The organism is Shewanella holmiensis (assembly GCF_025370255.1).
In the GTDB taxonomy this organism is placed as follows: Bacteria; Pseudomonadota; Gammaproteobacteria; order Enterobacterales; family Shewanellaceae; genus Shewanella; species Shewanella holmiensis.
This window is the reverse complement of the sequence record NZ_JAMTCD010000002.1, coordinates 73,919-100,157: the sequence shown is the minus strand read 5'-3', so window position 1 is coordinate 100,157 and position 26,239 is coordinate 73,919. Positions and strand designations below refer to the sequence as shown.

21 protein-coding genes and 1 riboswitch are annotated in these 26,239 nt (G+C 41.6%); of the genes, 11 read left to right on the top strand and 10 right to left on the bottom strand.

What is annotated here, in order from left to right; translation table 11 throughout:
• Positions 1-64: 64 nt before the first annotated feature.
• From NE535_RS02020 to NE535_RS02005, 4 genes are all read left to right on the top strand, one after another.
• Entirely contained in the window at positions 65-373 is a 309-nt protein-coding gene (locus NE535_RS02020) for a DUF3622 domain-containing protein (RefSeq protein ID WP_261297028.1), read from the top strand.
• 157 nt (positions 374-530) lie between these two features.
• The gene (locus tag NE535_RS02015) at positions 531-1,196 is read left to right on the top strand and encodes a hypothetical protein (protein WP_261297027.1); all 666 of its coding nucleotides are present in this window, start codon (positions 531-533) and stop codon (positions 1,194-1,196) included.
• Between the two features lie 128 nt (positions 1,197-1,324).
• Positions 1,325-1,516: riboswitch (cobalamin riboswitch) on the top strand.
• Positions 1,517-1,637: 121 nt separating this feature from the next.
• Positions 1,638-3,617, top strand: a complete 1,980-nt coding sequence (locus tag NE535_RS02010; RefSeq protein WP_261297026.1) for a TonB-dependent receptor — start codon at positions 1,638-1,640, stop codon at positions 3,615-3,617.
• 204 nt (positions 3,618-3,821) lie between these two features.
• Positions 3,822-4,562 (top strand): HDOD domain-containing protein, encoded by a 741-nt coding sequence (locus tag NE535_RS02005; protein ID WP_261297025.1) that lies wholly within the window; start codon positions 3,822-3,824, stop codon positions 4,560-4,562.
• Here the strand turns inward: NE535_RS02005 and NE535_RS02000 are convergent.
• On the bottom strand, positions 4,542-5,447 hold the full coding sequence (locus tag NE535_RS02000) for a LysR family transcriptional regulator (RefSeq protein WP_261297024.1): 906 nt from the start codon (positions 5,445-5,447) through the stop codon (positions 4,542-4,544). The two genes, NE535_RS02005 and NE535_RS02000, sit on opposite strands and share 21 nt — an antisense overlap.
• A gap of 154 nt (positions 5,448-5,601) precedes the next feature.
• Between NE535_RS02000 and metE the strand changes: the two genes are divergently transcribed.
• Positions 5,602-7,893 carry a 5-methyltetrahydropteroyltriglutamate--homocysteine S-methyltransferase gene (gene metE / locus NE535_RS01995; protein WP_261297023.1) on the top strand — a complete coding sequence of 764 codons (2,292 nt, stop codon included), beginning with the start codon at positions 5,602-5,604 and terminating at the stop codon, positions 7,891-7,893.
• A gap of 79 nt (positions 7,894-7,972) precedes the next feature.
• Here the strand turns inward: metE and queG are convergent, their stop codons facing one another.
• Complete coding sequence (queG, locus tag NE535_RS01990) at positions 7,973-9,166, bottom strand: tRNA epoxyqueuosine(34) reductase QueG (protein WP_371931120.1); 1,194 nt, start codon at positions 9,164-9,166, stop codon at positions 7,973-7,975.
• Positions 9,167-9,310: 144 nt separating this feature from the next.
• Here queG and NE535_RS01985 point away from each other — a divergent pair, with 144 nt between their 5' ends.
• Positions 9,311-10,090, top strand: coding sequence for a substrate-binding periplasmic protein (locus NE535_RS01985; RefSeq protein WP_261297021.1), 780 nt, complete (start codon positions 9,311-9,313; stop codon positions 10,088-10,090).
• Here NE535_RS01985 and NE535_RS01980 read toward each other — a convergent pair.
• Complete coding sequence (locus NE535_RS01980) at positions 10,087-11,964, bottom strand: GGDEF domain-containing protein (protein WP_261297020.1); 1,878 nt, start codon at positions 11,962-11,964, stop codon at positions 10,087-10,089. The two genes, NE535_RS01985 and NE535_RS01980, sit on opposite strands and share 4 nt — an antisense overlap.
• A 286-nt stretch (positions 11,965-12,250) precedes the next feature.
• On the opposite strand from NE535_RS01980, the gene NE535_RS01975 reads away from it, so the two are divergent.
• Together NE535_RS01975 and NE535_RS01970 are read left to right on the top strand one after the other, a co-directional pair.
• Positions 12,251-12,763, top strand: a complete 513-nt coding sequence (locus NE535_RS01975) for a phosphatase PAP2 family protein (protein ID WP_261297232.1) — start codon at positions 12,251-12,253, stop codon at positions 12,761-12,763.
• Between the two features lie 18 nt (positions 12,764-12,781).
• On the top strand, positions 12,782-13,210 hold the full coding sequence (locus NE535_RS01970) for a DUF3069 domain-containing protein (protein WP_261297019.1): 429 nt from the start codon (positions 12,782-12,784) through the stop codon (positions 13,208-13,210).
• An 84-nt stretch (positions 13,211-13,294) separates the two neighbouring features.
• Here NE535_RS01970 and NE535_RS01965 read toward each other — a convergent pair whose 3' ends face one another.
• The 3 genes from NE535_RS01965 to NE535_RS01955 all read right to left on the bottom strand — a co-directional run bounded on the left by NE535_RS01965 (position 13,295) and on the right by NE535_RS01955 (position 17,177).
• Entirely contained in the window at positions 13,295-14,983 is a 1,689-nt protein-coding gene (locus tag NE535_RS01965) for an NAD-dependent malic enzyme (RefSeq protein ID WP_261297018.1), read from the bottom strand.
• Between the two features lie 176 nt (positions 14,984-15,159).
• A complete protein-coding gene (locus NE535_RS01960) occupies positions 15,160-15,624 on the bottom strand; it encodes a YehS family protein (protein ID WP_261297017.1) in 465 nt (154 codons plus the stop codon).
• A gap of 269 nt (positions 15,625-15,893) precedes the next feature.
• On the bottom strand, positions 15,894-17,177 hold the full coding sequence (locus NE535_RS01955; RefSeq protein ID WP_425347436.1) for an Nramp family divalent metal transporter: 1,284 nt from the start codon (positions 17,175-17,177) through the stop codon (positions 15,894-15,896).
• 233 nt (positions 17,178-17,410) lie between these two features.
• Here NE535_RS01955 and NE535_RS01950 point away from each other — a divergent pair, with 233 nt between their 5' ends.
• Together NE535_RS01950 and NE535_RS01945 are read left to right on the top strand one after the other, a co-directional pair.
• A complete protein-coding gene (locus tag NE535_RS01950; protein ID WP_261297015.1) occupies positions 17,411-19,999 on the top strand; it encodes a TonB-dependent receptor plug domain-containing protein in 2,589 nt (862 codons plus the stop codon).
• Between the two features lie 104 nt (positions 20,000-20,103).
• Positions 20,104-20,736: a glutathione S-transferase family protein gene (locus NE535_RS01945; protein WP_261297014.1), complete on the top strand. Its 633-nt coding sequence runs from the start codon at positions 20,104-20,106 to the stop codon at positions 20,734-20,736.
• A gap of 72 nt (positions 20,737-20,808) precedes the next feature.
• Here NE535_RS01945 and NE535_RS01940 read toward each other — a convergent pair whose 3' ends face one another.
• The 4 genes from NE535_RS01940 to NE535_RS01925 all read right to left on the bottom strand — a co-directional run bounded on the left by NE535_RS01940 (position 20,809) and on the right by NE535_RS01925 (position 25,000).
• The gene (locus NE535_RS01940) at positions 20,809-21,309 is read right to left on the bottom strand and encodes a DUF4447 family protein (protein WP_261297013.1); all 501 of its coding nucleotides are present in this window, start codon (positions 21,307-21,309) and stop codon (positions 20,809-20,811) included.
• A gap of 32 nt (positions 21,310-21,341) precedes the next feature.
• Positions 21,342-21,743 carry an SMI1/KNR4 family protein gene (locus NE535_RS01935; RefSeq protein ID WP_261297012.1) on the bottom strand — a complete coding sequence of 134 codons (402 nt, stop codon included), beginning with the start codon at positions 21,741-21,743 and terminating at the stop codon, positions 21,342-21,344.
• A 222-nt stretch (positions 21,744-21,965) separates the two neighbouring features.
• Entirely contained in the window at positions 21,966-22,763 is a 798-nt protein-coding gene (locus NE535_RS01930) for a RelA/SpoT domain-containing protein (RefSeq protein WP_261297011.1), read from the bottom strand.
• Between the two features lie 140 nt (positions 22,764-22,903).
• Positions 22,904-25,000, bottom strand: a complete 2,097-nt coding sequence (locus NE535_RS01925) for a M13 family metallopeptidase (RefSeq protein WP_261297010.1) — start codon at positions 24,998-25,000, stop codon at positions 22,904-22,906.
• Positions 25,001-25,546: 546 nt separating this feature from the next.
• On the opposite strand from NE535_RS01925, the gene rsuA reads away from it, so the two are divergent.
• Positions 25,547-26,239 carry a 16S rRNA pseudouridine(516) synthase RsuA gene (gene rsuA, locus NE535_RS01920; RefSeq protein WP_261297009.1) on the top strand — a complete coding sequence of 231 codons (693 nt, stop codon included), beginning with the start codon at positions 25,547-25,549 and terminating at the stop codon, positions 26,237-26,239.

The window sequence follows — 26,239 nt, the reverse complement described above, 5'->3', positions numbered from 1 at the left end:
CTGCCCGTAAAGAAAAATTAGGCTATGCCTATTAAAGCGTTAATTCACTAGGAAAAATAGACAAATGAGTCAAAGTAAAAAGTATGCATCTCGTGTGTTTCAAGCTGATAGCGGCTGGAAAACAGAAATCACTCGCCGTATGACAGCAACTAAAACGGTTGTGTCAAAAAGTCATGACGGTTTTGCGACAGAAGCAGAAGCAACAGCATGGGGCGAGGAAGCATTAAAAGGCTTCTTAGGCAAACAAGCTGAACGCAATAAACGTAAAACAGAGAAGCACTTAAAAGCAAAAAGTATTGCTGCTGCAATCGCGGCTGAATCAGGTGAGTCTGATGAAGATATTCAAGAAGATGACGATGAAGAGCTTGGTTAATTGTTCTTGTTGTTGAATATGCTGTAAATTGTTAAAGATAAGTTTCAAGAAATGGCTGTTGTGATATATAGTTGGTCGATAATCTCGGCTGTTTTGTATCAATATCAAAATGGCCTCATCAAAGGGTGTTGATGTTTTTTTTAAAGGGAAATGTGAAATGAAATTGTTTGCTGCAAAAAAGCTTTGGTTGGGGCTAGTGTGTCTGGTGCCATGTGCTTTGCTGTTTGCAAAACCATATTTTCCTATCAATACGATTTTTGGTGATGATAACCAGAGTATTGGCAAAGTCGAAATGCCTAAAGATGTACAGCAATTAACAGACTTTGCCTCTAAATTTGGCTTTTTACCCCCACTTAATTGGAAGCTGGCATTTCATGAAATGCAGGGCGATATGTTTATGGCTGAGTTTATTCCAGCTAATGAATCATTAAATGATTGGAGTGGCCTTGTATGTATGCAAGGTTTTAAAGGGTTGGCTAACGACATTGAGCCGCAAAAGTTTCTTGATGGGATGGCCGACACTTATGCCGAAAACTGCGAGGGTAAAGTGGTTTATACCGTTTTAGGCACATCCAAGGTTGAAGGTTTGGATGCGGTACACGGTATTTTAGGTTGTACAGTGATGCCAAACATTCATCACGCCTCGGTTTTTGTTGAAAAAGATTTTGCCAGTATTCCTAAAGGCGAAATTGGATTTTTTACGGTAGTCAGTGGCTCGCAAGATTTGTATTTATTGCACAAGTCGATTCGACAATCCGTGTTTAGAGAAGATGAACCTCCAATTAATGCCAATAATTATCGTGAGTTTATGGCAAACAATTAATCCTAATTTTGATTCATTTTTCAGCTTATGCTGAATAATTATAATGACAATCTGTTGTTGAACCTCCTAGTGCATATATCTAATCCTTAGTATAAAACGTATAATTGCCGCGATTTTATGGTCATGATGACTAGTCAATCTTTTGTGGTGCCATACGTTTAACTGGCGTGTGGATAATCGGGAAATCAGTGTAAATCTGATACTGCCCCCGCAACGGTGAAAGGTTAGGGCGATGTGTAATATCACATGGCTTGTTTGTAAAAAGCATTATGCTTACAAAATACCTCAGTCCGGATACCGGCCCTAAAGATGATTTTGAGATTTCGGTGGGCAGATCTTAAGATGTAATAAGCTATTTTCAAATACTATTGCGCGTGTTAATTTGAAAGCGTTTTATTGCGACGCAACTGCCCCATTTTCCCTTTTAGGAGTTAAAGGTAAATGGGTATTAATCCAACAAAATTAGCCTTGTCATTAAGCGCTATTCTCGGACTTTCAAGTCTTTCTTTGCCTACGTTTGCCGCCGATGCGCCATCAAACGCAAATGATGCTTCGCGTCAATCTGAAGAGACTATGGTGGTAATAGGCCGTAGTGTTGATTCACCCTTAAACATTGCTGCCAATGTAAACGTTATTGATGCTGCTGACATTCAAATGAGTGGTGCAACAAACTTAGGTGATCTATTACGTGGACAAAGCGGAATCCAAATTTCCAATAACAATACTGGTCCAGTATTTTCAATGCGAGGTTTTAGCGCTTCACAAGCTGCAAATAACACCCTTATTTTGGTTGATGGACGCAGACTGAATAACATTGATATAGCGGCGCCAAGCATCAGTGCCCTTTCATTAAACCAAATTGAACGTGTGGAAATTTTAGCGGGTAGCTCAGGGGTGTTATACGGCGATCAAGCCGTTGGCGGCGTCATTAACATTATTACCAAAAGCCCGACTAACACTGGTGGTGGTTTGGCATTGTCAGGTGGTAGCTTTGATACGTTTGAAGCAAAAGGGGATGTGTCAGGAGCCATTAATGATACTTGGCAATATTACCTCGCGGGTAATTATAACGAATCGGATAATTATCGTGATGATAATGATAATAAAACCAGCTCTATTTTAGGCCGTTTACAATATAAAACTCAAGTTGAAGATTTTTATGTTGAAGCAAACTATTTTGATAATAATCGCAAAACACCTGGATCATTATCAAAGGAGCAGCTGGAACAGAATCCACGTCAATCGAATCCTTGGAATAAAGGGGATTCTCTCCATGAAATGACCACAGCTTTGCGCAGCGGCTATCATTATCAAATTTCTGATACTTGGACGCTAGGCGCTGATGTGAGTTATAGCGACAGTAATAATACCAATTTCCAATGGGGAAGTTATGGCCGTAATGACCGAACGCTATTGTCGATTTCTCCAAAAGCGGTAGCCAACTATCAAGTTAAAAATGGCGAGTTAAAGATCATCACAGGTATCGATTATAACCTTGGTGAGTCTATTTTCAGCTGGGGCAGAAGTAATCAACAAACTCAAAGCAGTGCTTATATTCAGGCCAGCGTACCTTTAACGACTTCATTGTCTTATGTCGTTGGTGGTCGTTATGCTAAAGCTGAAGATGAGTTAGTTGATGGCAATGTGTATCCAAATGGGATCGATTTGGATCAAGATGAAAATGCATTCGAGTTGGGGTTAAATTATCGCCCAAACAACGCGCATCGCTTATATGTTCGCGCCGATGATAACTTCCGTTTTGCTAAAGTTGACGAGCAAGCTTATACCTCTCCAGGCACAGTGGGATTAAAACCACAAGTGGGTCGCTCGTATGAGGCTGGATGGGATTATATCAATGACATTCACAGCCTTAAGCTAAATGTGTTTCAACTTGATTTAGAAGATGAAATTATTTGGGACCCCAGTGCGCCTAAACCGATTGGCGGCAGCTTTAATGGTGCTAACGTAAACGCCGACGCTTCACGTCGATATGGTATTAGCCCAAGCTATGATGTGCAGATCACGCCAAACTGGTTACTCGGTTTGTCCTATGATTACATTGATGCAGAGTTTACCGAAGGCGTGAATGATGGCAAAGCGCTGTCATGGGTCGCTAAACACAGCGGCAGAGGTTACATCAGTTATGATTTTGCTGAAAACTGGCAAGTATTTGCTGAAGGTATTTATACCGGCGAGCGCTTTATGGAAGGCGATAATGCCAATGTTGATGCTAAATTAGATAGCTATGTGCTGACCAATATTGCCCTCAATTATACACAATCTCAGTGGTCAGCAAGTTTACGCGTTGATAACTTACTGGATGAGGACTATGTTAGTGCAGGTTATTATTCGGCATGGGGCAGTGGTTATTACCCAGGTGATGGGCGTAATATTCGTTTAACTGCTGGATATCGTTTTTAAGCGCTGTTTTTAAATACTAAAATGGTTAATTCAATCCAGTTAATGTAGAAAATAGCCGCTTAAGATAGATTTATTAATCAAAATTTAGGTTAATTTATAAAGCGACTATACTTTATTAAGCCAACAAGTTTTTTGTTGGCTTTTTTATGATATTGTTTTCCGAACAGCCAAAATACGAATGAATAATTAAGGTGACAGTGGCTTATGACAAACCTTGAGCAAAGAGTATTAACTCAAGTCAGTGCGATTATTAGTAATGAAGAACAGGTGATCGGACGTCGTGGCATTCTTGTGCCGTTAAAAAAAGCACTAATCAATGAAGCTAATATTAAGATTATTATTGATATTGTGTCAGAAGATCCCGCGTTGGCAGCCCATTTGCTGTTACGCAGTAATACTGCAGTTTCAGCGGGTCTGGTATCGACAAAAAATCGCAGTATAAAAGACGCGCTGATCCGTTTAGGTCAGGTGAATATCTATCGTTATGCGTTTTCTTTTTATCTAAAAGAACGTTTAGATGAATTAGAGGAACCTTATAAAAAATTGGTAAAAGGCTACTGGAAGCTCAATGAAGTCATTGCGGTTGATTCTGTCTCATTGTTAAGAGAAGAAACAGACAAAGGTAACGCTTTAAAAATTGATGCTGATGAAATGCAAACCTTAGCCCTATTTAGTGTGTTTGGACAGGTCATCACTTTAACAGCATTTGCTTATTTAAACAGCGAACAAGAAAAACCTATCTCGCTGAAAGTCATAAAAAGTTTAATTGATAGTCATCAACAGACATTGTCTATTGAGGCATTTGAATCATTAGGGCTAGATGATGATTTACGCAATGAATTTTTGATTGCACATAATCTGCAACAAACAACCAACCCTGACTCAGCAGGGCTGCTGTTACGTCGTGTGTTGTCAAAACGTGGTTTACTGATTAACCCTTTGTAGTTGCAACCCTTCCTGAGCCACTAACTCTAACCATTTTTGAATTAAGTTAGCATTAGTGGCATCACGTCTGTACGCTCCAAATAGCGGACGTTTTAATCCTTCAGCGCCTAATTTTACCGAGGTGAGATTTAAGCCTTGGCTTTCTTTAATCGACCATGTCGGTAACGCGGCCACTCCATCATTACACGCCACACGTTGAAGCAACATTGACGTTAAATCACATTGCTTTTGCTCACCAATTTCAATGCCTGCTGGTTCTAAAAAGTGCTTGTAAATATCTAAGCGAGTCAGTGGCACTGGATAAGTTAATAACGTCTGTTTTGCAAGGTTTGCCGGGCTAATAAATGCCTGCGCAGCCAATGCATTATCGTTAGCAACCACAAGTTTTACTTCAAAATCAAAAAGATGTTGATAGGCCAATGTATGCCCAGGTACAGGATCTGACGTTAACACTATGTCGAGTCCGCCTGTTTCAAGCGCATTTAACGAATCAAAAAGATGACGGCTTGAAATATCAATCTGCGCGTCAGGCGCTTGCTGCTTAAACGCCTCAATCACTGGCATTAACCACCTAAAACAACTGTGACATTCAATGCCTAGTTTCAGCTGTTGGTTTTCACCTTCTAAGCCACGCTTTAAGTCTGATTCGGTAGCAATTACCTTCGGCAGAATTTCTTCAGCAAGATTCAGTAAACGGGCACCTTCATGGGTAAAGGCTAACGGTTTACTTTTACGCACAAAAATAGCGGAGTTAATTCGGGTTTCTAATTCTTTAATCTGATGAGAAAGTGCCGATTGGGTCACAAAGCGTTTCTTAGCCGCTCCCGCTAAGCTGCCACTTTCCTTTAACGCCATTAAGGTGCGAAGGTGTCTAAGTTCTATCATTACTCACTCCACATGAAACTTACTCAACTTACCGATGAAATCAATTCGATTGCCTGGCTGCAGGTTAGCACAATAAACTTCTAGACGTCCAGACGCCTGTGTAGTTTTTTTACATTAAGGTAACAACAATTTGCTCATCCACAAGGAAAGTAGTATGAAAATTACAAATCTCGGTTTCCCTCGTATTGGTCGTCAACGTGAACTTAAATTTGCTTTAGAGAAGTATTGGCGTGGTGAAATCGATCAAAGTCAGTTAGTTCAAGTGGCTGATGAGCTAAAAAAATTGCATTGGGATTGGCAATCACAGGCTGGAGTTGAATTATTGCCCGTGGGTGATTTTGCTTATTACGATCAGGTGCTTACCCTTAGTGCAACATTGAATGCTGTGCCTAAGCGTCACCGAGGTGTTGATAGCCAAGGTAATGAATCCCCAATCGACTTAGACACATTATTTCGCGTAGCACGTGGTAGGGCACCCAGCGGTCAGCATGCTTGCGCGGCAGAAATGACCAAGTTTTTTAATACCAATTATCACTACCAAGTGCCTGAACTGAGCCAAGACCAGCAGTTCAATATTGCCTACACGCAAGTTTTTGATGAGGTGGATCAGGCGCAATCATTTGGCTATCAAGCTAAGCCGGTGTTATTGGGGCCTGTGACTTATCTGTATTTGTCGAAAACGATCGGTGAGTTTGATAAGTTAAGTTTATTGCCGCAATTACTCGAAGCCTATCAACAAATTTTAACCCGTTTTGCTGAGCAAGGTGTCAGTTGGGTACAGTTAGACGAGCCTATTCTAGCCGCTGATTTATCGGCTGATTGGCAAGAGGCGATACGTCATAGTTATCAGGTTTTGGCACAGCATAAACCGCAATCAGTAAGCCTATTATTAGCCAGCTATTATGGTTCTATTGCCCATCATCACACCTTAGTCAGCGCTTTACCGGTTGAAGGGCTTCACTTGGATTTAATCAGTGATAAAAACCAACTGGCGTTATTTACTACCACATTATCAGCGGAGCAAGTGTTGTCGATAGGGGTGATTAATGGTCGTAATGTGTGGGCAGCAGATGTCGATTTGATTGCCGAACAAATACAATCAGTGGCAACCGATTTAGGGGATAGATTATGGATAGCGCCGTCCTGTTCATTACTGCATTCTCCGGTTGATTTAGATAGTGAGCAGCAATTAATTCCAGAATTACAGGGGCAATTGGCTTTTGCTAAACAAAAGCTTTTTGAGTTAAACGATTTACAGGTTTTATTAAGCAATGCTGATCAACAGGCTAAACAGTTGATTATTGCGCGCTGCCAATCTCGCCGCAAAGCTAAGGCCGCTAATGCCGATTTGCAAGTCATTGACCGTGTTGCAAAACTAAAAGCGAGTGATTTTGAGCGTGATAGTGAGTTTTCAAACAGGATATTTGCCCAACATCAAAAACTAAAATTACCATTACTACCCACGACTACCATAGGTTCTTTCCCACAAACCCCAGCGATACGAGGACTACGAAGCCGTTGGCGTAAGGGCGAGGTGAGCGACCAAAAATATCAAAGCCAGCTACAGTTGGTGACTAAAGACACCATTGAGCGTCAATTAAAGTTAGGCATTGATGTGTTAGTGCATGGTGAAGCTGAACGTAATGACATGGTGGAGTATTTTGCCGAATATCTCAATGGCGTTGGTTTTACCCAATTCGGTTGGGTACAGAGTTACGGATCACGCTGTGTTAAACCACCATTAATTTACGGTGATGTAAGCCGTCCAAAAGCCATGACAGTTGAGTGGGCTACCTATGCTCAAAGTTTGACTGAAAAGCCAGTGAAGGGAATGTTAACGGGGCCTGTGACTATCTTACATTGGTCGTTTGCCCGTGAAGATATCAGTCGTGAAACTATTGCGAATCAAATCGCGTTGGCGATTCGAGATGAAGTTGTCGATTTAGAGCAAGCTGGTATCGGTATTATTCAAATTGATGAGCCGGCGTTTAGAGAGGGTTTACCCATCAAGCAAACTGAGTGGCAGACATATTTAAATTGGGCGGTGGATGCATTTAGACTGTCAGCCGCAGGAGTTGAAGACCAAACACAAATTCATACCCATATGTGTTACAGCGAGTTTAACGACACGATTGAAGCGATTGCGGCGATGGATGCTGATGTGATAACCATAGAAACATCACGTTCGCATATGGTGTTATTAAACGCATTTGAAAGCTTCGCGTATCCAAATGATATTGGCCCAGGGGTATATGATATTCATTCACCTAATATCCCGTCGGTTGAAGAGATGGTTACGTTAATGAGTAAAGCCGCTGATAAAATTCCGGTAAAACAGCTGTGGGTGAATCCGGATTGTGGATTAAAAACACGCACCTGGGATGAAGTCGAACCCGCACTGAAAAACCTAGTTGAAGCGACTAAAATTTTACGCCGTCAGTTTTAACATAACCTGATTTTAGATGTGGTTGATACGGTTTAGTCAACTGCACCAAGATCTCCTCTAATTCAAATTTGCTAAAGGTTTATGCATCACGTGGTAAGCCTTTTTGAATGCTGCGAATAACCCTTTGGGTTTTACGGCTTAGTGGCGTAATGGGGTGAATATCTTGTGCCGCTAATTTGGCTTGCTGTTGTTTAATTGCCCATTCAATGTGTTCCAGTACTAATTCCCCTATATCTGCTTCAAGCGCTTTTTGCTGCAGCGCTTCAATGATATTCAAATTGGCGGGGGCATTTCCTAATGCAACGGCAATGTTGCGTAGCCACAATGTGTGGCCAATTCGACGAATAGCACTACCTTCGGTGAGACTTAAAAAAGTTTTTTCTGACCATGAAAAAAGGCTAAGCAGATCCGGTTGCAGCAGTGTTGGCCGAGTATAGAAATCCGTTTCTTTGGTTAGGGGGGCTTTGGCGTTGACAGGGCAAACTAATTGGCAATCATCACACCCATATATACGGTTGCCGATTAATGGCCTAAATTCTTCAGGAATGGCTGTTTGCAACTCAATGGTCAAATAGGAAATACATCGTCTAGCATCAACCACATAGGGTGCGACTATGGCGTCAGTTGGACATGATTTAATGCACGCCACGCAAGTATTACAACCTTCAGCTATTGGAATATCTGTCGGTAAGGGGAGATTAATTAATAACTCACCTAAAAAAAACCAACTGCCAGCATCGGGGTGTAAAATTAAAGAGTGCTTACCCGTCCAGCCAAGTCCCGCTTTCTCGGCGAGGGGGCGTTCTAATATCGGTGCTGAGTCAACAAAAGGGCGAAAGTCCGTGTGGTCAACATCAAGCTCTTTACAATAAACATCGATTTTTTCGCCGAGTTTTTTCAAACGTTGGCGCATGAGTTTATGATAATCACGCCCGCCAGCGTAACGGGAGATATAGCCTAAGTTGGGATCAGTTAAATTACTGGCAAAACCTGCATCAGGCGGCAAGTAATCCATGCGAGCACTAATAACCCTAATGCAACCGGGATGCAGCTCTGCAGGCCGGGCACGCATCATACCGTGATTAGCCATGTAACCCATGTCACCGTGATAGCCTTTATCCAACCAAGCTTGCAGATCCGCTTCATGTTCAGATAGGTCGACATCGGTAATGCCAATATGCGCAAAACCCAACTCTTTGCCCCATTGCTTAATTTGTCGAGCAAGCTTGGCAAGTTGGTTTACACTTAATACTGAATGTGGCATTTGGGGCATCAAAGAGACTGTACTTTCAGACATGGTTAATCGTTCAATTTGAGTGAATTTTCCTGCTGATTATACGCTATCTGTAACGGACTATCGTTTTTTTTCATCAAGCGGACTGATGTGGTTTCTGTCTTACAGACTTCGGAGTCGTTATTGAAGCAACTTACTTGTTCGTTAAGTTTTATATTGGTTTTATTGTTTAGCTATCACACCACAGCTAATGAATCGTTGATGGTGATTGCCGAAGATTGGCCACCGATGAGCTATCGTATCAATGATAAACCTACAGGCTATGCGGTTGAGCTAATTCAGACCTTGCAGCTACAATTATCCCAAACCGATCCCATTGTGTTTTTACCTTGGGCAAGGGCAAATCAATTAGGTCAATCGCGTAAAAATGTGCTGTTAATTGCGATGTCCAAAAACCCACAACGAGTGAATCAGTTTTCATTTGTGGGTCCTATAGCCGAAGGCAGTATGGGAATATTTGTTCGAAAAGATGATGCTATTCAATTGAAAAATTTAAATGGTTTGACTAACCAGGGGAATATTGGAGTGTATCGTGATGGTGATTGTCAGCAAACACTAAATCAAACTCATGCCACACAGCTAGCCGTGGCGAGCTATCCCGAGCAAACGGCAAAGCAACTATTGTTATCTAGAGTGCGTTTTTGGTGTCAGGCAGATTTGGGCGTGCCTTATACCTTAAATCAAATAGGTAAAAATAAATCAGATGTTAGAATGGCATATCAAATCAAACCACTCGCAATTTATTTGGCTTTCTCTGACGGGACCTCTCCTGAGCTTGTTCGGCAATGGCATCAAGCGCTCGGTCAATACATGCAAACCCCTGAATATACAGCTTTGTATCAAAAGTGGTTTGAAACTGATTTACACCCAAATCAACCAAAGATATTTGCGGTGAGTCATTAAGCGCTTATAACGCAATTTCTACCAGCAGATTTAGCCTTATATAGTGCGCTATCTGCTTTCAATAGTAATGGGGATAATTCAGTTTCATGCTCAAGGGTTGCGACCCCTGCGCTAACTGTTTGTACCAAACTCGGCGCAATATGACTCCATTCATAATTGGCAATACAATCCAATAATCGCTGAGCAATTTCCATAGCGGTATTATGTGCGATATTGGGTAATAGAATTAAAAATTCTTCGCCGCCCACACGGCCTACAACATCGCTTTCACGCATCATTCCCATGGTTAATGATGCCAGTTTCATTAATACTTTATCGCCAACATCGTGACCAAATTTGTCATTGACTTGTTTGAAGTGATCCGCGTCAAATAAGATAATCGAAAATGGCTGGCTAGAGAGTTTCGCCTGTTTGATGAAGTGTTCGCTTTGAGCGTAAATAGCACGGCGATTAGATAAGCGAGTTAGTTCATCCGTTAGGGCTAAACTTTGGTATTTACGCTTACGTTTAAGCTGTTTATATGCAAAAACAGACACTATGATTAAAATAATGGCTACCAAAATAATAATCACGATTTGCAAACTTTCGTTTCGCTGCATAATCTGCAATTGTAATTCTTTAACTGTACTCACTTTCAATAAATTTTCATTTTCAGCCAGTACTTTATCGGTATTAAATCGGGTTTGCATTTCGGCATTTCGGTCAGACATAATTTGCTTGTCTAACGAAAGGTGCATTTCTAAAAAAGCACTCAAGCTTTTATAGGCACTTTCTATATCACCTTTGGCATAATAAATTTCACTTTGTAGTTTCAGGTTTTGACTTTCACCGCGTCGATTCCCCCCGCGTTTGAAGTCGATAGAGGCTTTTTGACTGTGCTCAAGCGCTTTATCAAGTTCATTTTTAGCTAAATATGCTTTGGCAAAAAACAAACTCATAAAGCTGTGTTGGCCGTCATACTCCACTGGAATATTTGGTTCAGCCTGTATCAACAACGCTAGCGCTTTGTCTACTTCACCTTGCTTAATTAGGTTGCCTGCAATATTCACTTGAGTGCTAGCGATGGCATTGGTTTCTTTTTGAGATTGCCAAAATTTGAGTGATTTATAAAAGCGCTCATTAGATTCTTTGAAACGCCCTAGTTCTTCTAATGAAAAAGCAATTTGGACATTAGCGTTGTCGGCTTCAAACAACATGCCGGAATTTAAGTATGTTTGTTCCAGTTTTGTTTGATATTTTATTGCGGTTTCAGGGTCACCAAAGCGTCGATAGCTGGCCGCGAGATTATTTAAATTATCGTTTGCCCAGTAGGTGATATTGAGCCCTTCATAAAGGTGCTGTGCGGTAATTAAATCTTCTAAAGCTGTGGCGTAATCACCTTGGTAAGATTCCATCGCGCCACGAATACTGCGGCCATCGGCAATTAATCTGGGATTTTCAAGCTGGTAAGCATTGCTAATGGCTGTAGAGATATCTTTAAATGCGCCATCCATTTGGCCTACATATTGTTTGTAATAACCTAAGCATAGTAATAAATCGGTATTGATTTCTGAAGGGTAGGGCTCTGCATAAATAAGCAGTTGTTGTTCTGCGTATTGAATGGCTTTGTCTAGTTCAGCTTGAGTCTCTGATGGTTGATTCCAGCAAGTTAAGCGGACTAATAGTTTTTGACGGATTTCATCATCATTGTCGATAATACTTTTGTATTCAGTTAATAAGGCATTGGCCTCTTCTGCCGTGTAATCAACAAGATCAAACTTTTGATAAATCTCATCCGCACGAGCATTTTCGTAATATTCGGCCTTCGCGGGGTGGGATAAAATAATAGTTAATAGCAGGTTAATGCTAAAAAAAATACACAGTCGTTTATTCAATATTATTGGCCACTTAATGATTTTTTATTTTATTTATTTTAAACATTTAAGATTGTTCAAGCATATTTAAGGTATTACAAACTAATTCTAACGGGTAATCTTTGATTTAACAAATTTAACGCTAGCGCTACCTTGGTGTAACAGGCTTCTAGAGCTTGGTTCTGTTTGATCATCTGTTATTGATGTCGCTGTTTGCAATTTAATGCTCTGGCGCGTATAACGTCGCGATTATCTTACTTGCTTTTGAAAGACTGTTGATATGATTTTTACGATTAGTGTGCGCTTGATGTTGATGACTTTGTGTTTGGCTTCATTTTCTGGGCAGGCCAAAGGCAATCTTGAAACCTCGGGAGATGCGCTTCACATCGCATTGCCTGCAGCCGCTCTAGTTGCAGCCTTGACCGTTGAGGATGACTATCAAGGGACATGGCAATTAGTCCAAGCAGGTGTGTCTAGTCGGCTAGCTGTTGAAGCATTAAAATGGGGCGTTGATAAACAAAGACCCGATGGCAGTGGCGATGATTCTTTTCCATCAGGCCATACAGCCGACAGTTTTGCCGCCGCAACTTTTATAAATCAACGCTATGGTTGGGAATATGGAGTGCCGTCTTATATTGCAGCATCTTATGTGGCTTACACTCGGGTGGCGAGTGATAAGCATCATGTTGAGGACGTGCTCGCTGGCGCGGCGATAGGTATGCTAGCGGGGTGGTATTTTACCGACCCTTATGAAGATATTAGTATCATCCCTTTGGCGAATAATGGCACTTATGGTGTGTTTATTAGCGGGCGTTTTTAATTGAAAGAAGGTGTAATTATGGTTGAGCAGACTTATAAAGAAACGGCAAAAACAGTTTGTTATAACGTAGCAAATAAAGTGCTGCCGATGGATCAGTTGCCTGATGGTTTAAAAGAAGCTTACGAAGGCATGTTTGAAGAGCTAATTGCCGATAAGGCGCAAGCATTTAGCTTGGCATGGGGTAAACTTCCAGCCAGCGCACAAAAGCTTATGTCTCAGGCCGAGTTTCATGGTTTTTATATTGCCAATGCTTGGATGCAATTGAGCCGTGTTGCCCAAGAAATTGCAGATAGCAATGATACTGAAGAAGAAATGAACGATAAAGAATATGATGGCGTGTTTGGTCGTTTGGCGGAGCAATCATTAAAAGAATGTTTACGTAAACTGAAAAAAGCCCGCACAGACAGAGTTATGCTGAATAGCTTCAAAAAGGTTATGGCCAAATAAACTGCTTTGTTCAATATCTCTTGGTTTAAATAAAAATCCCAGTCATTAATGGCTGGGATTTTTTATCGTTACTTGAGCAGGCTATTAGAATGCCGTACGGCGGTAACGACGATACTCTGGCTGCCAGAAGTTATTATCAATCGCCTGTTGTAATAGTTCATCAGTGCAAGGTAAGGCTAAACCTTGTTCAATAGCCACTTTCGCCACAGCGAAAGCAATGTACTTACTGACTTTGTGAATGTCTTCTAGTTTAGGTAATAACGAACCTTCACCCGTTGTACCTAGTGGTGAGCACTCAGATAATGCACGGCTAGATGCCATTAACATTTCATCTGAAACGCGAGTCGCACCGCATGATAATACGCCTAAGCCAATGCCTGGGAAGATGAAGCTGTTATTACATTGGGCAATTTCGAAGGTTTCACCATTAACGACCACAGGTTCAAATGGACTGCCAGTGGCAACAAGTGCTTGGCCAGATGTCCAGTGCAAAATGTCTTTTGGCGTGGCTTCCACTCGGCTGGTTGGGTTTGATAATGGGAATACAATTGGACGAGGGCAATGGCTGTGCATTGCTTTAATAATGTCTTCAGTAAATAATCCTGGTGCACCAGACACCCCAATTAGTACCGTGGGTTTGGCATTATTGACCACATTTAATAGCGAGACGTTATCACTATAATTGTCCCATTTTTCAACGGTATCTAACTTTTGCGCTAAGTTAGTTTGAAATGGTAGCAAGTTAGGCATATTGTCGAGCAATAACCCCCAACGGTCGACCATAAAGACTTGCGATCGGGCTTGTTGATCCGAGATACCTTCAGACACCATTTGGGCGATAATCGCTTCGGCGATACCGCAACCGGCGCTACCCGCACCTAAGAATACAATGCGTTGTTTGCTTAATTGAGTATTAGCCGCTTTACTGGCCGCTAATAATGAGCCTACCGTAACCGCAGCAGTCCCTTGAATATCGTCGTTAAAGCAGCAATATTGGTCTTTGTATCGCTCAAGTAACGGCATGGCATTTTTTTGTGCGAAATCTTCAAATTGAATCAATGCATCAGGCCATCTACGATTAACGGCTTGCATGAAGGCTTCAACAAACTCTTTATATTCATCGCCGCCAATACGCTGATGGCGCCAACCCATATACATAGGATCTTCGAGTAATTGTGGGTTATCGGTACCCACATCTAAGGTTACTGCAAGACAGTAGGCCGGACTGATCCCGCCACAGCTGGTATAAAGTGACAGTTTTCCAATCGGAATCCCCATGCCACCAATGCCCTGATCACCCAAGCCTAAAATTCGTTCACCATCAGTGACCACAATCACTTTGACTTTGTGACGGGTTGAGTTATTTAAAATATCATCGATGCGGTCTTTGTTAGGATAAGAAATAAATAAGCCACGATTACGACGATAGTTTTTTGAAAAACGCTCACACGCTAAACCCACGGTAGGTGTATAAATGATAGGCATCATTTCACTGATGTTATTTCGCACCAATGAGTAAAAAAGTGTTTCGTTGGTATCTTGAATATTACGTAGATAAATGTGCTTATCTAAGTCATTGGTAAAATTAGTGAACTGCTGATACGCACGGGCGACTTGTTCGTCAATGGTTTCAATTACCCAAGGTAATAAGCCTTCAAGGTTAAACGAAATTCGTTCATCTTCAGTAAACGCAGTGCCTTTATTCAGCAGCGGAGACTCTAAAATGGCTGGGCCAGCAAAAGGAAGATAGAGGGGGCGTTTAGTATCGTCCATGGGTAACCTTTATTGTGAGTTGTTTGATAGGTTCAATAGACGAATAGATTAACATGACTAGCATTTATTGTGGTCTGTTAAGTGATGAATTTCACACTTTTTTTGATAGCATACTGTTTGAATTTAATCCAAAAGACAAAAATGCACAGCTCAGGCTGTGCATTTTTGCTTAAAATCTATTTACCACGATGTTTGATTGACAATCCCTTAAGGAAGTTTCTCAATACTTGATCGCCGCAGGCTTTGTAGTTTTTGTGGTCAGGATTACGAAATAGTGCACCTAATTCAGACTTAGTCATACTGAAATCAGCTAACATTAACATTGCTAAAATATCTTCTTCACGTAAGGTCAGTGCCACGCGTAATTTTTTAAACATCAGGTTGTTGGTCAAGTTTTTAACGGGCTTAGGCACCTCAGCACCTTCTTGTAAGCCACGATTGTGGATGATAAAACCATCTAAGAATTGGCACATTAATGTGTCATTAATTGCTTGATATCCTTCCTCTTCTTCCTTTTTTAGCATCGCAATCACTTTATCAGTGGCGACCTCAGCATTGGCTTTAGCAAAAACACTGCTAACCTGGGCGTTAGACAAGTCGAAGATGAATCGAATACGGCGAAGAATATCGTTGTTTATCATAGTTCTCTCTGGCGCGGCTGCGCGAGTTATGTGGATGCACTAATTTGCCGTTATAGTATATCTCAATTTACCCAGCTTGCTTATGAATTATGCTCTTTTCTGAATAGCGAGGGTGATCTAGTCCAGATAACCGAGACGATTGTTTCTGGCGCTTTCACTTCAGTTTATTTCCAGCAATGTTTAAAAGTGTCGGCTAAAAATAAACTCAATCATGCATGCCGCTATGACAAATATTTGTACGCTTTAAATTGTTGGTGACGCACACTCATTTAATTTTTAGTGCTGTACCAGTAAACAAATACCAAGGCGAAACTGATCAAGTAGATTAATCCTATCCATGATAAAATACGCATTCTAGTACCATAGCGTTGTGCTTCAGTTAAATGTGTCGAGATCATTAGTTTAAAATTGAGTCCCGCAAAAATAATCGTGGTCATAAACGCCAGTATCATTACAAACTCTAATAACGGAAGTAATGCGCCCTTAAAAAACAAGATTAATCCTAACCCAAGCACACTGACCGCTAGCATAATCAGATTGAGTCTGTTTGGGTTATCTGGTTGTTTGGCTAATAGTTGCCAGCCCATATTCAGGGTGCGGCTGTAACCATCTATTACCGTGACAGTAGTACTGAAAATACATAAAAAAGCCACAATGCCTATTAAGTAGCGTGTGTCTTCGCCCATCACCTGGCTGTATAAACGGATCAATTGATTAGCAAATTGAACGCCAGAATCGGAAAACTGTTCGCCAGAACCGTGCATAACCAAAGCGCCTAATGCCAAAAACACAATCGCGAGAATAGCGGTGGTGATATAGCCTAAATTGAAATCGAATAGCGCCTGATCTGGTGTAACCGATTGCGTTTTTTGCTTTTCGAGCAGCCATAAAGAGTTCCAGGCGCTTACCTCTATTGGTGCAGGCATCCAGCCCATCATAGCAACCAGAAAACCCACATTTGCCCATTGCCAGGCGTCCGCTGCCGTCGTTGGTGTTACTTGTCCCCATTGATTGCTTACCGCCAGTGAAACGGCGATTAATGTGGTTAGAGTTAAGATAAGCATGATCACTTTAGTGACGCCATCTAACCATTTGTAATGGCCTAAGATGAGTAGCAGAAGTGAGCTAACCAGTACCAAAAAGGCCAGAATATCAATTGAAAGGGGAATAAATTGAGTCAACATGGCTGCGGTTAACATACAAACCCCAGCGGTACTCGCAATAGCAGCAAGCACATTTAGCCCAGTAAATAAAGCAAGATAACCCTTGCCTTGACGCAAATATCCATGCAGCAAACTTTCGCCGGTTGCCGCAGTATAGCGAGCCCCTGCTGCAAAAAAAGGATACTTGAGCAGATTAACCGCCAACACTAACCAAGCTAATTGCCAACCAAACTCAGCTCCTGCTCGGGTAGATGCGACTAAATGAGATGCGCCAATTGCGGCGGCAGCCATTAGAATACCTGGTCCAAGCCCAGATACTAAATGTAACAATTTTGTGGTGTTTGCTGATTTTATTGGCGTCGGTGACTTTTTTACTGTGTTTATCTTCATTTTTTATGGGGATATTTTTCTTTTATTTTATAAGGTTAGATTGCCATAAGATGTTGCTAAGTAAAACCCTTTGTTTGTTACATAAAGGTAGCATTTAATGCTTTGATGATTGACTTTCTATAATAAGGCTCTAATTTAGTTCAAGCTTGTAATAACTATCAAGTCATTACCTGAAAGTGATGTCAGGTAACTTAAATAAAAAATAAAAATGCCAAAATAAATTAAGGAAGATCATGAAAAGACCTCAACTATTGCGCAGCGCATGTGCTGTTGCTATCTCGTTTATCCTAGCCCCACAAGCCATTTCTGCTGAAGAACTCGAAAGAATCGAAGTCACAGGTACCCATATCAAACGGACCGATATGGAAGGTGCTTCGCCAATGACAGTGTTAACGGCGGAAGATATAGCTAAAAGCGGCGCGCAGGATATTTCTCAATTATTGAGTAAGTTACCAGTATCGGGCAGTGGTACGTTTTCTACTCAAGGTAACAACTCTGACGACACCGCTAACGGCGGTGCTGCGGTATCACTTCGTGGCTTAGGTGCTGACTCGACATTAGTGCTATTAAATGGTCGCCGAATTGCGGTGTCATCATTTGCTAAATCTATCGATACCGCATTTGTGGATATTAACTCTATCCCTATTTCTGCAGTTAAGCGAATTGATATTGTGAAAGATGGTGCCTCTGCAACCTATGGTTCGGATGCGATTGCTGGCGTTATCAACATTATTTTGAAGAAAGATTTTGAAGGTTTTGAAGTGAATGGCAAGGTTGCCGAAACCGTTGAAGATGGTGGTGGGCAGCAATCAGGATCGATTCTTTTTGGTACCGATGCCGCTAACGGCAAAGCACATACCACAGTCATTTTTGATTATTTCAAAGAGCGCGAAACCTTATTTGGCGATCGTGATTACTCTAAATCGGCAAACCAAACCGCTAACGGTGGTTCCGATTTCCGTTCATCTGCCGGTAATCCTGGCTCATATATTCCTGCCACTATTGGTGCGGATGGCTCTATTACCCCTAAGTCAGATCAATTTTCTTGGACTCCCGATGTGAATTGCCCTGCAGCTGATGTCAAAGGTGCGTATTGCCGTTACGATTACGCCCCTGTGATGACATCAACTCCAGAATCAACCCGTGTTGGTTTATCTGTTTTCCAAGATTATGAGTTTAATGACGAATTAAAACTGTTTGCTGAAATGATGTATCAGCATAATGAAAGCGTAGTGAAAGGTGCTGCGAGCCCGTCATTTGGCGAGTTTTATATGCTTAATAGCAATCCGTTATTTACTAGCGGGGCAGCAACAAATCCATTTGCAGGTGAAGACCTCACAATGCGTCGTCGTTTAACTGAAACGGGACCGCGTCAAAAGTCATCTGAGTCAGATAGCGCACGTGTGGTGATGGGGCTAAACGGTTTCTTGTCTGATTGGGAGTGGGAGGTGGCTTATACCTACTCTTATAACCGTAATCATGAGTATGGCGAGCAAGGTTTTGTATGGACCCCACGCCTTCAAGAAGCAATTAACTCTGGTGCGTTTAACCCATTAGCAACCACACAAATGGGCGATGTGATAGATCAAATTAGCGTAAACACTACCCGTAGCGGTAAATCAACGACCAATGCGGTAGACGGTAAAATAGCGGGTGAAGTTTTTGCCATGCCAGCGGGCGCTGTGTCAATGGCGGTCGGTTTTGAATACCGCGAAGAGAAGTTATCAGACAATCCCGACGAGTTATTTAAGCGCGGTGAAATTTTTGGTACCGAAGCAACAGAAGCCAGTGGCGAACGTGATCAAAAATCATTATTTGTAGAGTTTGCCGTACCATTATTTGAGCAATTAGAAGCGCAATTAGCGGTACGTTACGAAGATTACAGTGACTTTGGTGATACCACCAACCCTAAAGTCGCTTTACGTTATACGCCGCTTGATAATGTGACTATCCGTGCCAGCTGGGGAGAAGCATTCCGTGCGCCATCATTAGTACAGTTGGGACTAGGCCCTTCACAAGAGTCGCCTGGTTTAGTGGATACGGTTCGTTGTCCGCAAACCAATTTACCTGAAGATTGTACCGCGCAGGAACGTACAGTGATTTTCTCCGGTAACCCTAATTTACAACCTGAAGAGTCAACGTCGTATAACCTAGGCGGTGTATGGCAGATGACTGATGAGCTCAGCGTTGGGGTCGATTATTGGAATTATGATCAAGATGGTTTGATCACGTCTGATACTCAGTATCTTGTTAACACACAAGGTGATGATCCTGCCGTGGTTAAGCGTGAGCCGTCAGCGGGTGGTGTACCTGGGCGTATTATTGAAATTTATGACCAATTTGGCAACTTAGGTAGTCAAACTACCGATGGTATTGATTTTGATATGGCGTACAAATTCTCTACCGCAAGTGCCGGTGACTTTGGCTTTAGTTATAACCTTACTTGGGTGAATAGCTTCGACCAAGTGCGTGAGGATGGCACCAAGCGTGAACTCGCTGGTGAATATCAGCACCCAGATTACCGCTGGACAGCTGCGATGGATTGGGGCGTAGATGCATGGCAAGCCAGTGCACGACTAAACTATATTGGTGAGTTCCAAGATAATATTGATGCTGGTGCCGAAGGGACCATTGATTCAATGATCACCCTTGATATGAATGTATCATATATCGGTTTTGATCACTGGAATTTAACCTTAGGTGCAAATAACATCTTAAATGAAGAACCCCCTTTTAGCGGTGCTGATTTTATGGGTTATGATCAAGGCACTCATAGTGCTATTGGTGCGCTATGGTATGCTAAAGCAAGCTATCGTTTTTAATCTAGCCTGATACCTGTCAAGTCTTGGCAGGCTAAACACAAAGCGGCTTCGGCCGCTTTTTAATGGTATTTAACACTGGACCTACATTCTATAAAGGACGTTATATGATCACTTTACATGGTACACCCCGCAGTCGTGCATTACGGGTTTCATGGTTACTTGAAGAATTAAACGTTGAATGGCGGTTTAGGTTCATTAATTTTGCAAAGGGAGATAACCGCAGCAAGGATTTTCTTGCGTTAAATCCTAGTGGCAAAATGCCAGTGATTGAAGACGGTGATTTAGTGTTAACCGAATCGGCGGCTATTTTACGTTATTTAGCTGAAAAATATGGTAAAGGGCAATTTTTACCCGAACCTGGTACCGCGCAATCGGCGAAACATGAAGAGTGGGTCAGCTTTGTTATCTGTGAGCTTGAACAAGCATTATGGTCTATGGGCAAGCATCGCTTTGCCTTGCCAGAAGAGCAGCGGTTAACCACTATGCTTCCGGTTGCCACATTTGAATTTGATCGGGCGGCAAAGATAGCTGAGTCTTGGGTGCCTGAGTCTGACTATTTACTCGGTGAGCAATTTACCGTTGCTGATGTGTTGTTAACGCAAACATTAATGTGGGCGACAGCCTTTAAACAGACGATTCCAGTTAAACTAGGAGCTTATTTAGCGCGGGTACAAACTCGTCCAGCATTGGTTGCGGTATTAGAAAAAACAGAAGCCATTGCTAAAGCTGCGCAATAATCTGAAGGAACCAATATAAAAGGGAAGCACATGCTTCCCTTTTATCATTTTCGCAAACAAGGTTACAAATGATTAAAGCTGAGTTGCGGCCCATTTAGCACGGCTTTCACGACTTTCGCTCATACCATTATCTGCACGGTAAGCTTTATAAGCTTCTGCATCTAATGCGATTAAACTCACATCGACTTCAAGCACTAATTTACATTCTTTTTTGATCCGCCAAGCTGCAGTGTTATATAACTCAGTTAACGGCAAAGAGCTTAAAAACTCAGGATTGTATTGGTTATACAGCGCTTGGGTTGGGTAGACCACAAATGCTAAACGGCGCTTAGGTTCTTTTTTAAATAATTCTTCAATGCCATCAGTCGTGTTTAGTACCTGCATTTCAATAATGTCATCTATTTCGAGCAGCTTTTTTTGCGCAGGTACAGGCGCTGAAGTTTCACCGGCTTCCCAGGCTGTAACAGCCTCAGCTGTGGTGTTAGTGATAAGGGCAACTTGCTCAACGCTTAATCCAAATGATTGGCGTAAACACAACATTTCAATGGCATTTAAGCCTGATTCTTTAGACATGATATTTCCTACAAAAAAATTCGCAAAACAACTTACTGAGCAAGCCAGACGTCGTCAACCCAATCCCAAAACGATTCCCAGACTTCATCGGTAAAGTCACCGTCTTGCCAAAATTGCACCTGACCATTTTCTTCAATGCAGTAAAAGCTGTCACCTATTTGGCAAATTGGAATTTGCTCTCTTGGTAACCCAATAGACCAAGCATAGCTGGCAACTTCTGGCAGAAAAGTATGCGAGTAGGGATCTGCTGCGGTTACGGGTTCATAAGCGCTATAAATCACATTGCTGGCATGGAGTAAATACTCTTTCAATTCAGCAGGCAGGCCTATTAAAATCTGTTCTTCAACTTCAACCAGTTGTTCAAACGTAGGCAACTCTAGCGGAACTGGAACGGTTTCACTTAACTCTTGTAGCTGGTCAATAATTTCGTGCATTGGGGATCCTCAAGTCGCAATGGCAATCAATGCGATATTGGGCGCGATTATAGCAGAAATAATCATGTAATCAGTAATCGGGTTTTTATGCTGGCTAACTATATGTAAAGTAATGGTGTGTTAGCAATAGTTTGTTAGCAATGGTTTGATGCAATGTTTGAATGCTTTAGACAAAAAAATGCGCTCATATGAGCGCAAAAGGTGGGTGGAAAGTAGGTATAATTAGGCGGCTTGTTGAAAGCTAGCGGTAATTGCCTGGCGTTTATAGCCTAACCAAGCTTTGTGATATTGCTTGTGTGATTGTTGACGGATTTGAGTAATTTTTTGCATTTCAAGCTCGCTTAGTGCGCGGTGCTCTTGATTTGCTTTATTTTCAATACTCTGAATCTGCTCATAATCTTGATGATCTTGACCGCTTTTAATCGCGGCAATGGTTTGTAAATGTAATTGCACTTCAACAATCATCTGACTTTTTGGCAATTTAACCAACACATTTAAATCTCGGTAACCAGATGCTTTGGGATTGGCAAAACGGTTCTTAATTTGAATGATTTCGCTGTTTTCAAGCAACATTTGATAACTCGCCATGAGGTTATCGACATTGTTGGCTACAATACTGCCGCGGGCGATATCGGTAATTAAGCGGGCATCGCCATTAAACTTGTTTTTCACTTTTTGTAGCGCACGGTCATAGCTTTTCGTTAGCGGCAGTAACATATCTACTTGGGCGTTATAGCTGATTGCCGATAACAGCTGGCTTAGTTCCTGCTGTGCGTATTCAGCTTGTAACATTAATTGATTTAAGTCGGCAGATTGCTGCATTGGAACATACGCCTGATAATCGGGAATGGCGTAAAGATTATCTAATGCATTTTCAGCACTAGGAAGGCTTCCACTTAGGTTTAAACCATATGGGGCTTTATCTGTGGGTCCATTAACTGACACCAGTGGTTGTGCGGTAACTTGGCGGGTCGTTAATAAAATTAAAAAGATGAACAGAGTACGAAAAAGTTTATTCAATGCTAAATTCTCCAAGCTGTTAGCCTAAAGCCACTTTAACTTAACCAAGCTGTACCAATACTGAATCAGTCTTTCTATTTGATGTTAAAGGATAAAGAAAAGGGCGCCATAGGCGCCCTTAATGATCTATAAGCGAGTGTTTACCAAATTTTAACGCGTGATTCTGGCGCGATATACATTTTATCGCCTTCTTTCACGTCATAGGTTTGGTAAAATTCTGGCATATTGGATAATGCGCCAAGTGCACGGAAGTGACCTGGTGAATGAGGGTCAGTGGCTACGCGGTTACGCATGGCTTCTTCTTTCATTTTTACGCGCCAAATTTGGCTGAATCCCATAAAGAAACGTTGATCCCCAGTCAATCCATCGATGACTGGTGCTTCTTTGCCGTTTAATGACATTTTGTAAGCTTTATAAGCAATGGTCACGCCTGATAAGTCACCGATGTTTTCACCTAAAGTGAGTTCACCATTTACGTGCAAATCATCAAATACTTGGTAACCATCATATTGAGCAACAAGTGCTTTGCCTTTGGATTCAAACGCTTTTAAATCAGCCTCAGTCCACCAGTCGCGCATGTTACCTTCACCGTCAAACTTAGCGCCCTGGTCGTCAAAACCGTGGCCCATTTCATGACCGATAACCGCACCAATACCACCGTAGTTAACAGCATCATCAGCTTCTAAGTTAAAGAATGGAGGCTGTAAAATTGCAGCAGGGAATACAATTTCATTCATTGTTGGATTGTAATAAGCGTTAACCGTTTGAGGAGTCATGTGCCACTCATCTTTATCGATAGGTTGACCTAACTTAGCCACATTACGATTATGCTCAACGACTGAGGCACGTGTGGCATTACCCACTAAATCATCAGCTTTGATTGATAGTTTACTGTAATCTGCCCATTTTTTTGGATAACCAATTTTAGGGTTGAATTTAGCCAGTTTATCCTTTGCAGCTAATTTGGTGCTGTCGCTCATCCAGTCAAGTGATTCGATACTTGAGCCGTAAGCGCTACGAAGATTTTCAACTAAACCTTCCATACGATCTTTTGCTTCAGGTACGAAGTGACGTTTAACATACACTTTACCTACCACCTCACCTAAGGTGCCGCTAACAGCAGTCACACCGCGCTTCCAACGAGGTTCTTGTTCTGCTTGACCGTTTAACGTTTTAGAGAAAAACTCGAAGTTTTCAGTATCTAAAGCTTCTGACAAGTTGCTTGCTGAGTGCGTTAGCGCTTGCCAGGTGATGTAAGTTTTCCAAGTGGCTAAATCATTGGCTTTAAGAACTTCATTTAGACCTTGAATATAGCTAGGTTGGTTAATGATGATATCGGTTTGCTTGTCACCACCTAAAGCAGCCAAGTAACCGTTCCAGTTAATATCTGGTGCTAAAGTTGCTAGCTCACTAACTTGATATTTGTTATAGGTTTTTGTGCTGTCGCGAGTTTCAACAACATCCCAATGTTTCTCTGCAATGGCCGTTTCAAGTGCTAATACAGATTCAGCCGCGGCTTTACCATTAGGTAAACCTGCTAAAGTGAACATCTTTTCAATGTGTTCAACAAAGGCTTTACGGATATTGACGAAACGCTCACCTTCGTTAAAGTAATAATCTTTTTCTGGCAGGCTTAAACCATATTGCCAAATATGCGTTGCATAACGGGTTGAGTCTTTAGCATCAACGTTGATATAAAATGCCAGTGGTGTGCCGCCACCATTAACTTGGTTTTCACCAAAAAAAGTAACCAATTCGTTTTTGTCTTTTAACGCGGCGATCTTATCAAATGTAGCTTGAAGAGGAGTGACACCTAACTTATTTAGGGTTTCAACGTCCATGAATGAGCGATATAGATCAGCCACTTTTTGCTCATCTGTACCTTCAGCTAAATTGGCTGATTTACTAAGGTCTTCAATAATCGCTTTAACGTCATCGCGGGCATTTTCACGTAAGTCATAAAAAGCACCAATATTTGTGCGATCGCCTGGGATCTCAGCGGTATTCATCCAGCCGCCGTTCACATATAAATAAAAGTCATCCTGTGGACGAACATTTTTATCCATATTGTCGAAAGTAATACCTGATGTCAGTGCTTTTTCTACAGCTGTTGCAGTGGCTGTTTTGGCCACTTCAGCTTTTGCTACTGTTTCAGTGGTTGACTTTGTATCATTATTACAAGCGCTTAAGCCTGCGATTAGTGAAGCGCATAGCCCACCAATAACCAGTTTTTTCATGTTATTTCCCTTGCATTTAAAGTTGCCCATCAATGGAGGCGAGGTGATTTATTATCTTTTTATCAAATGTTCATTTTGTCACTCAGTTAAATGAAATATGACATTTTTATTTTTGTAACAGCTATGTTAAAGGCTTGTCGTCTCATAACACAAGTGAGTTGCTGGTTTTTTATCGGATTATTTTGTCACTAGGTGTAACGAAAAGTGAGATTAAGAGTGTGTCGTCTTATTCGCATAAGATAATGTTAATTTGGAAGTACATTTTACAAGCTCGATAATAGGCACAAACTAAAAATGCTTAAGTGAGCTTTTAACTAAGGATTGTTGTTTTTCCTTGGCTATTTTTCTGTGTGTTGTAGGTCATTTTAGATTGCTGAAGCTGGTTTTAAAGGAGGTTCTTACTACAATTGCGGGATCTTTGTCGTATGTTGTGCCTTGCTGATTTTACGTTTGCTGAGTGATTGCATGGTTATACTGATTGGCATCATTTCAATTTTTCATTTAAGCCCTCATAATATAGTCAAATTAATGTGGTGAGTATTGATTGTGCGTTTAGACAAGTTTATTTGTGAAAGTACCGAGCTAAGTCGTTCCATGGCTAAAAAAGCCTTACATCGTAGCGATGTGACCTGTGATGGGGTTGTGGTCAAAGATTCAGGTTTTAAAGTGACAGATAAAACCGTTGTACGTTTAGATGGGCAAGTTATTTCTTTAGTGGGTGAGCGCTATATTATGATGCACAAACCTGTAGATACCATCTGCTCTACGATTGACGAGGTGTATCCTTCAGTACTGAGCTTAATGGACATTGAGAAAGCCGATACTCTGCATATCGCTGGCCGACTTGATGCTGATACCACAGGTTTAGTGTTAATCACCAGCGACGGCCAATGGTCGCATAAAATAACCTCACCTAAAAAAGACTGTGGTAAACGCTACTTGGTGGAGCTAGCCGATCCGATTGCAGAAGACTTAGTGTTGATTTTTGCTCAGGGAATTGAGTTACGTAACGAAGATGGGTTAACAAAACCTGCTCTGTTGTCTATTATTGATAGTCACAATGCCCGATTGACTATTAGTGAAGGTAAATACCATCAGGTTAAACGGATGTTTGCTGCAGTGGGCAATAAAGTCGTGAATTTACATCGAGAATGTGTTGGTGAAATTGAGTTAGACTCCGACTTAGCACCAGGTGAATGGCGCCATTTAACTCAAGCTGAGATTAACTCAATTATTTAA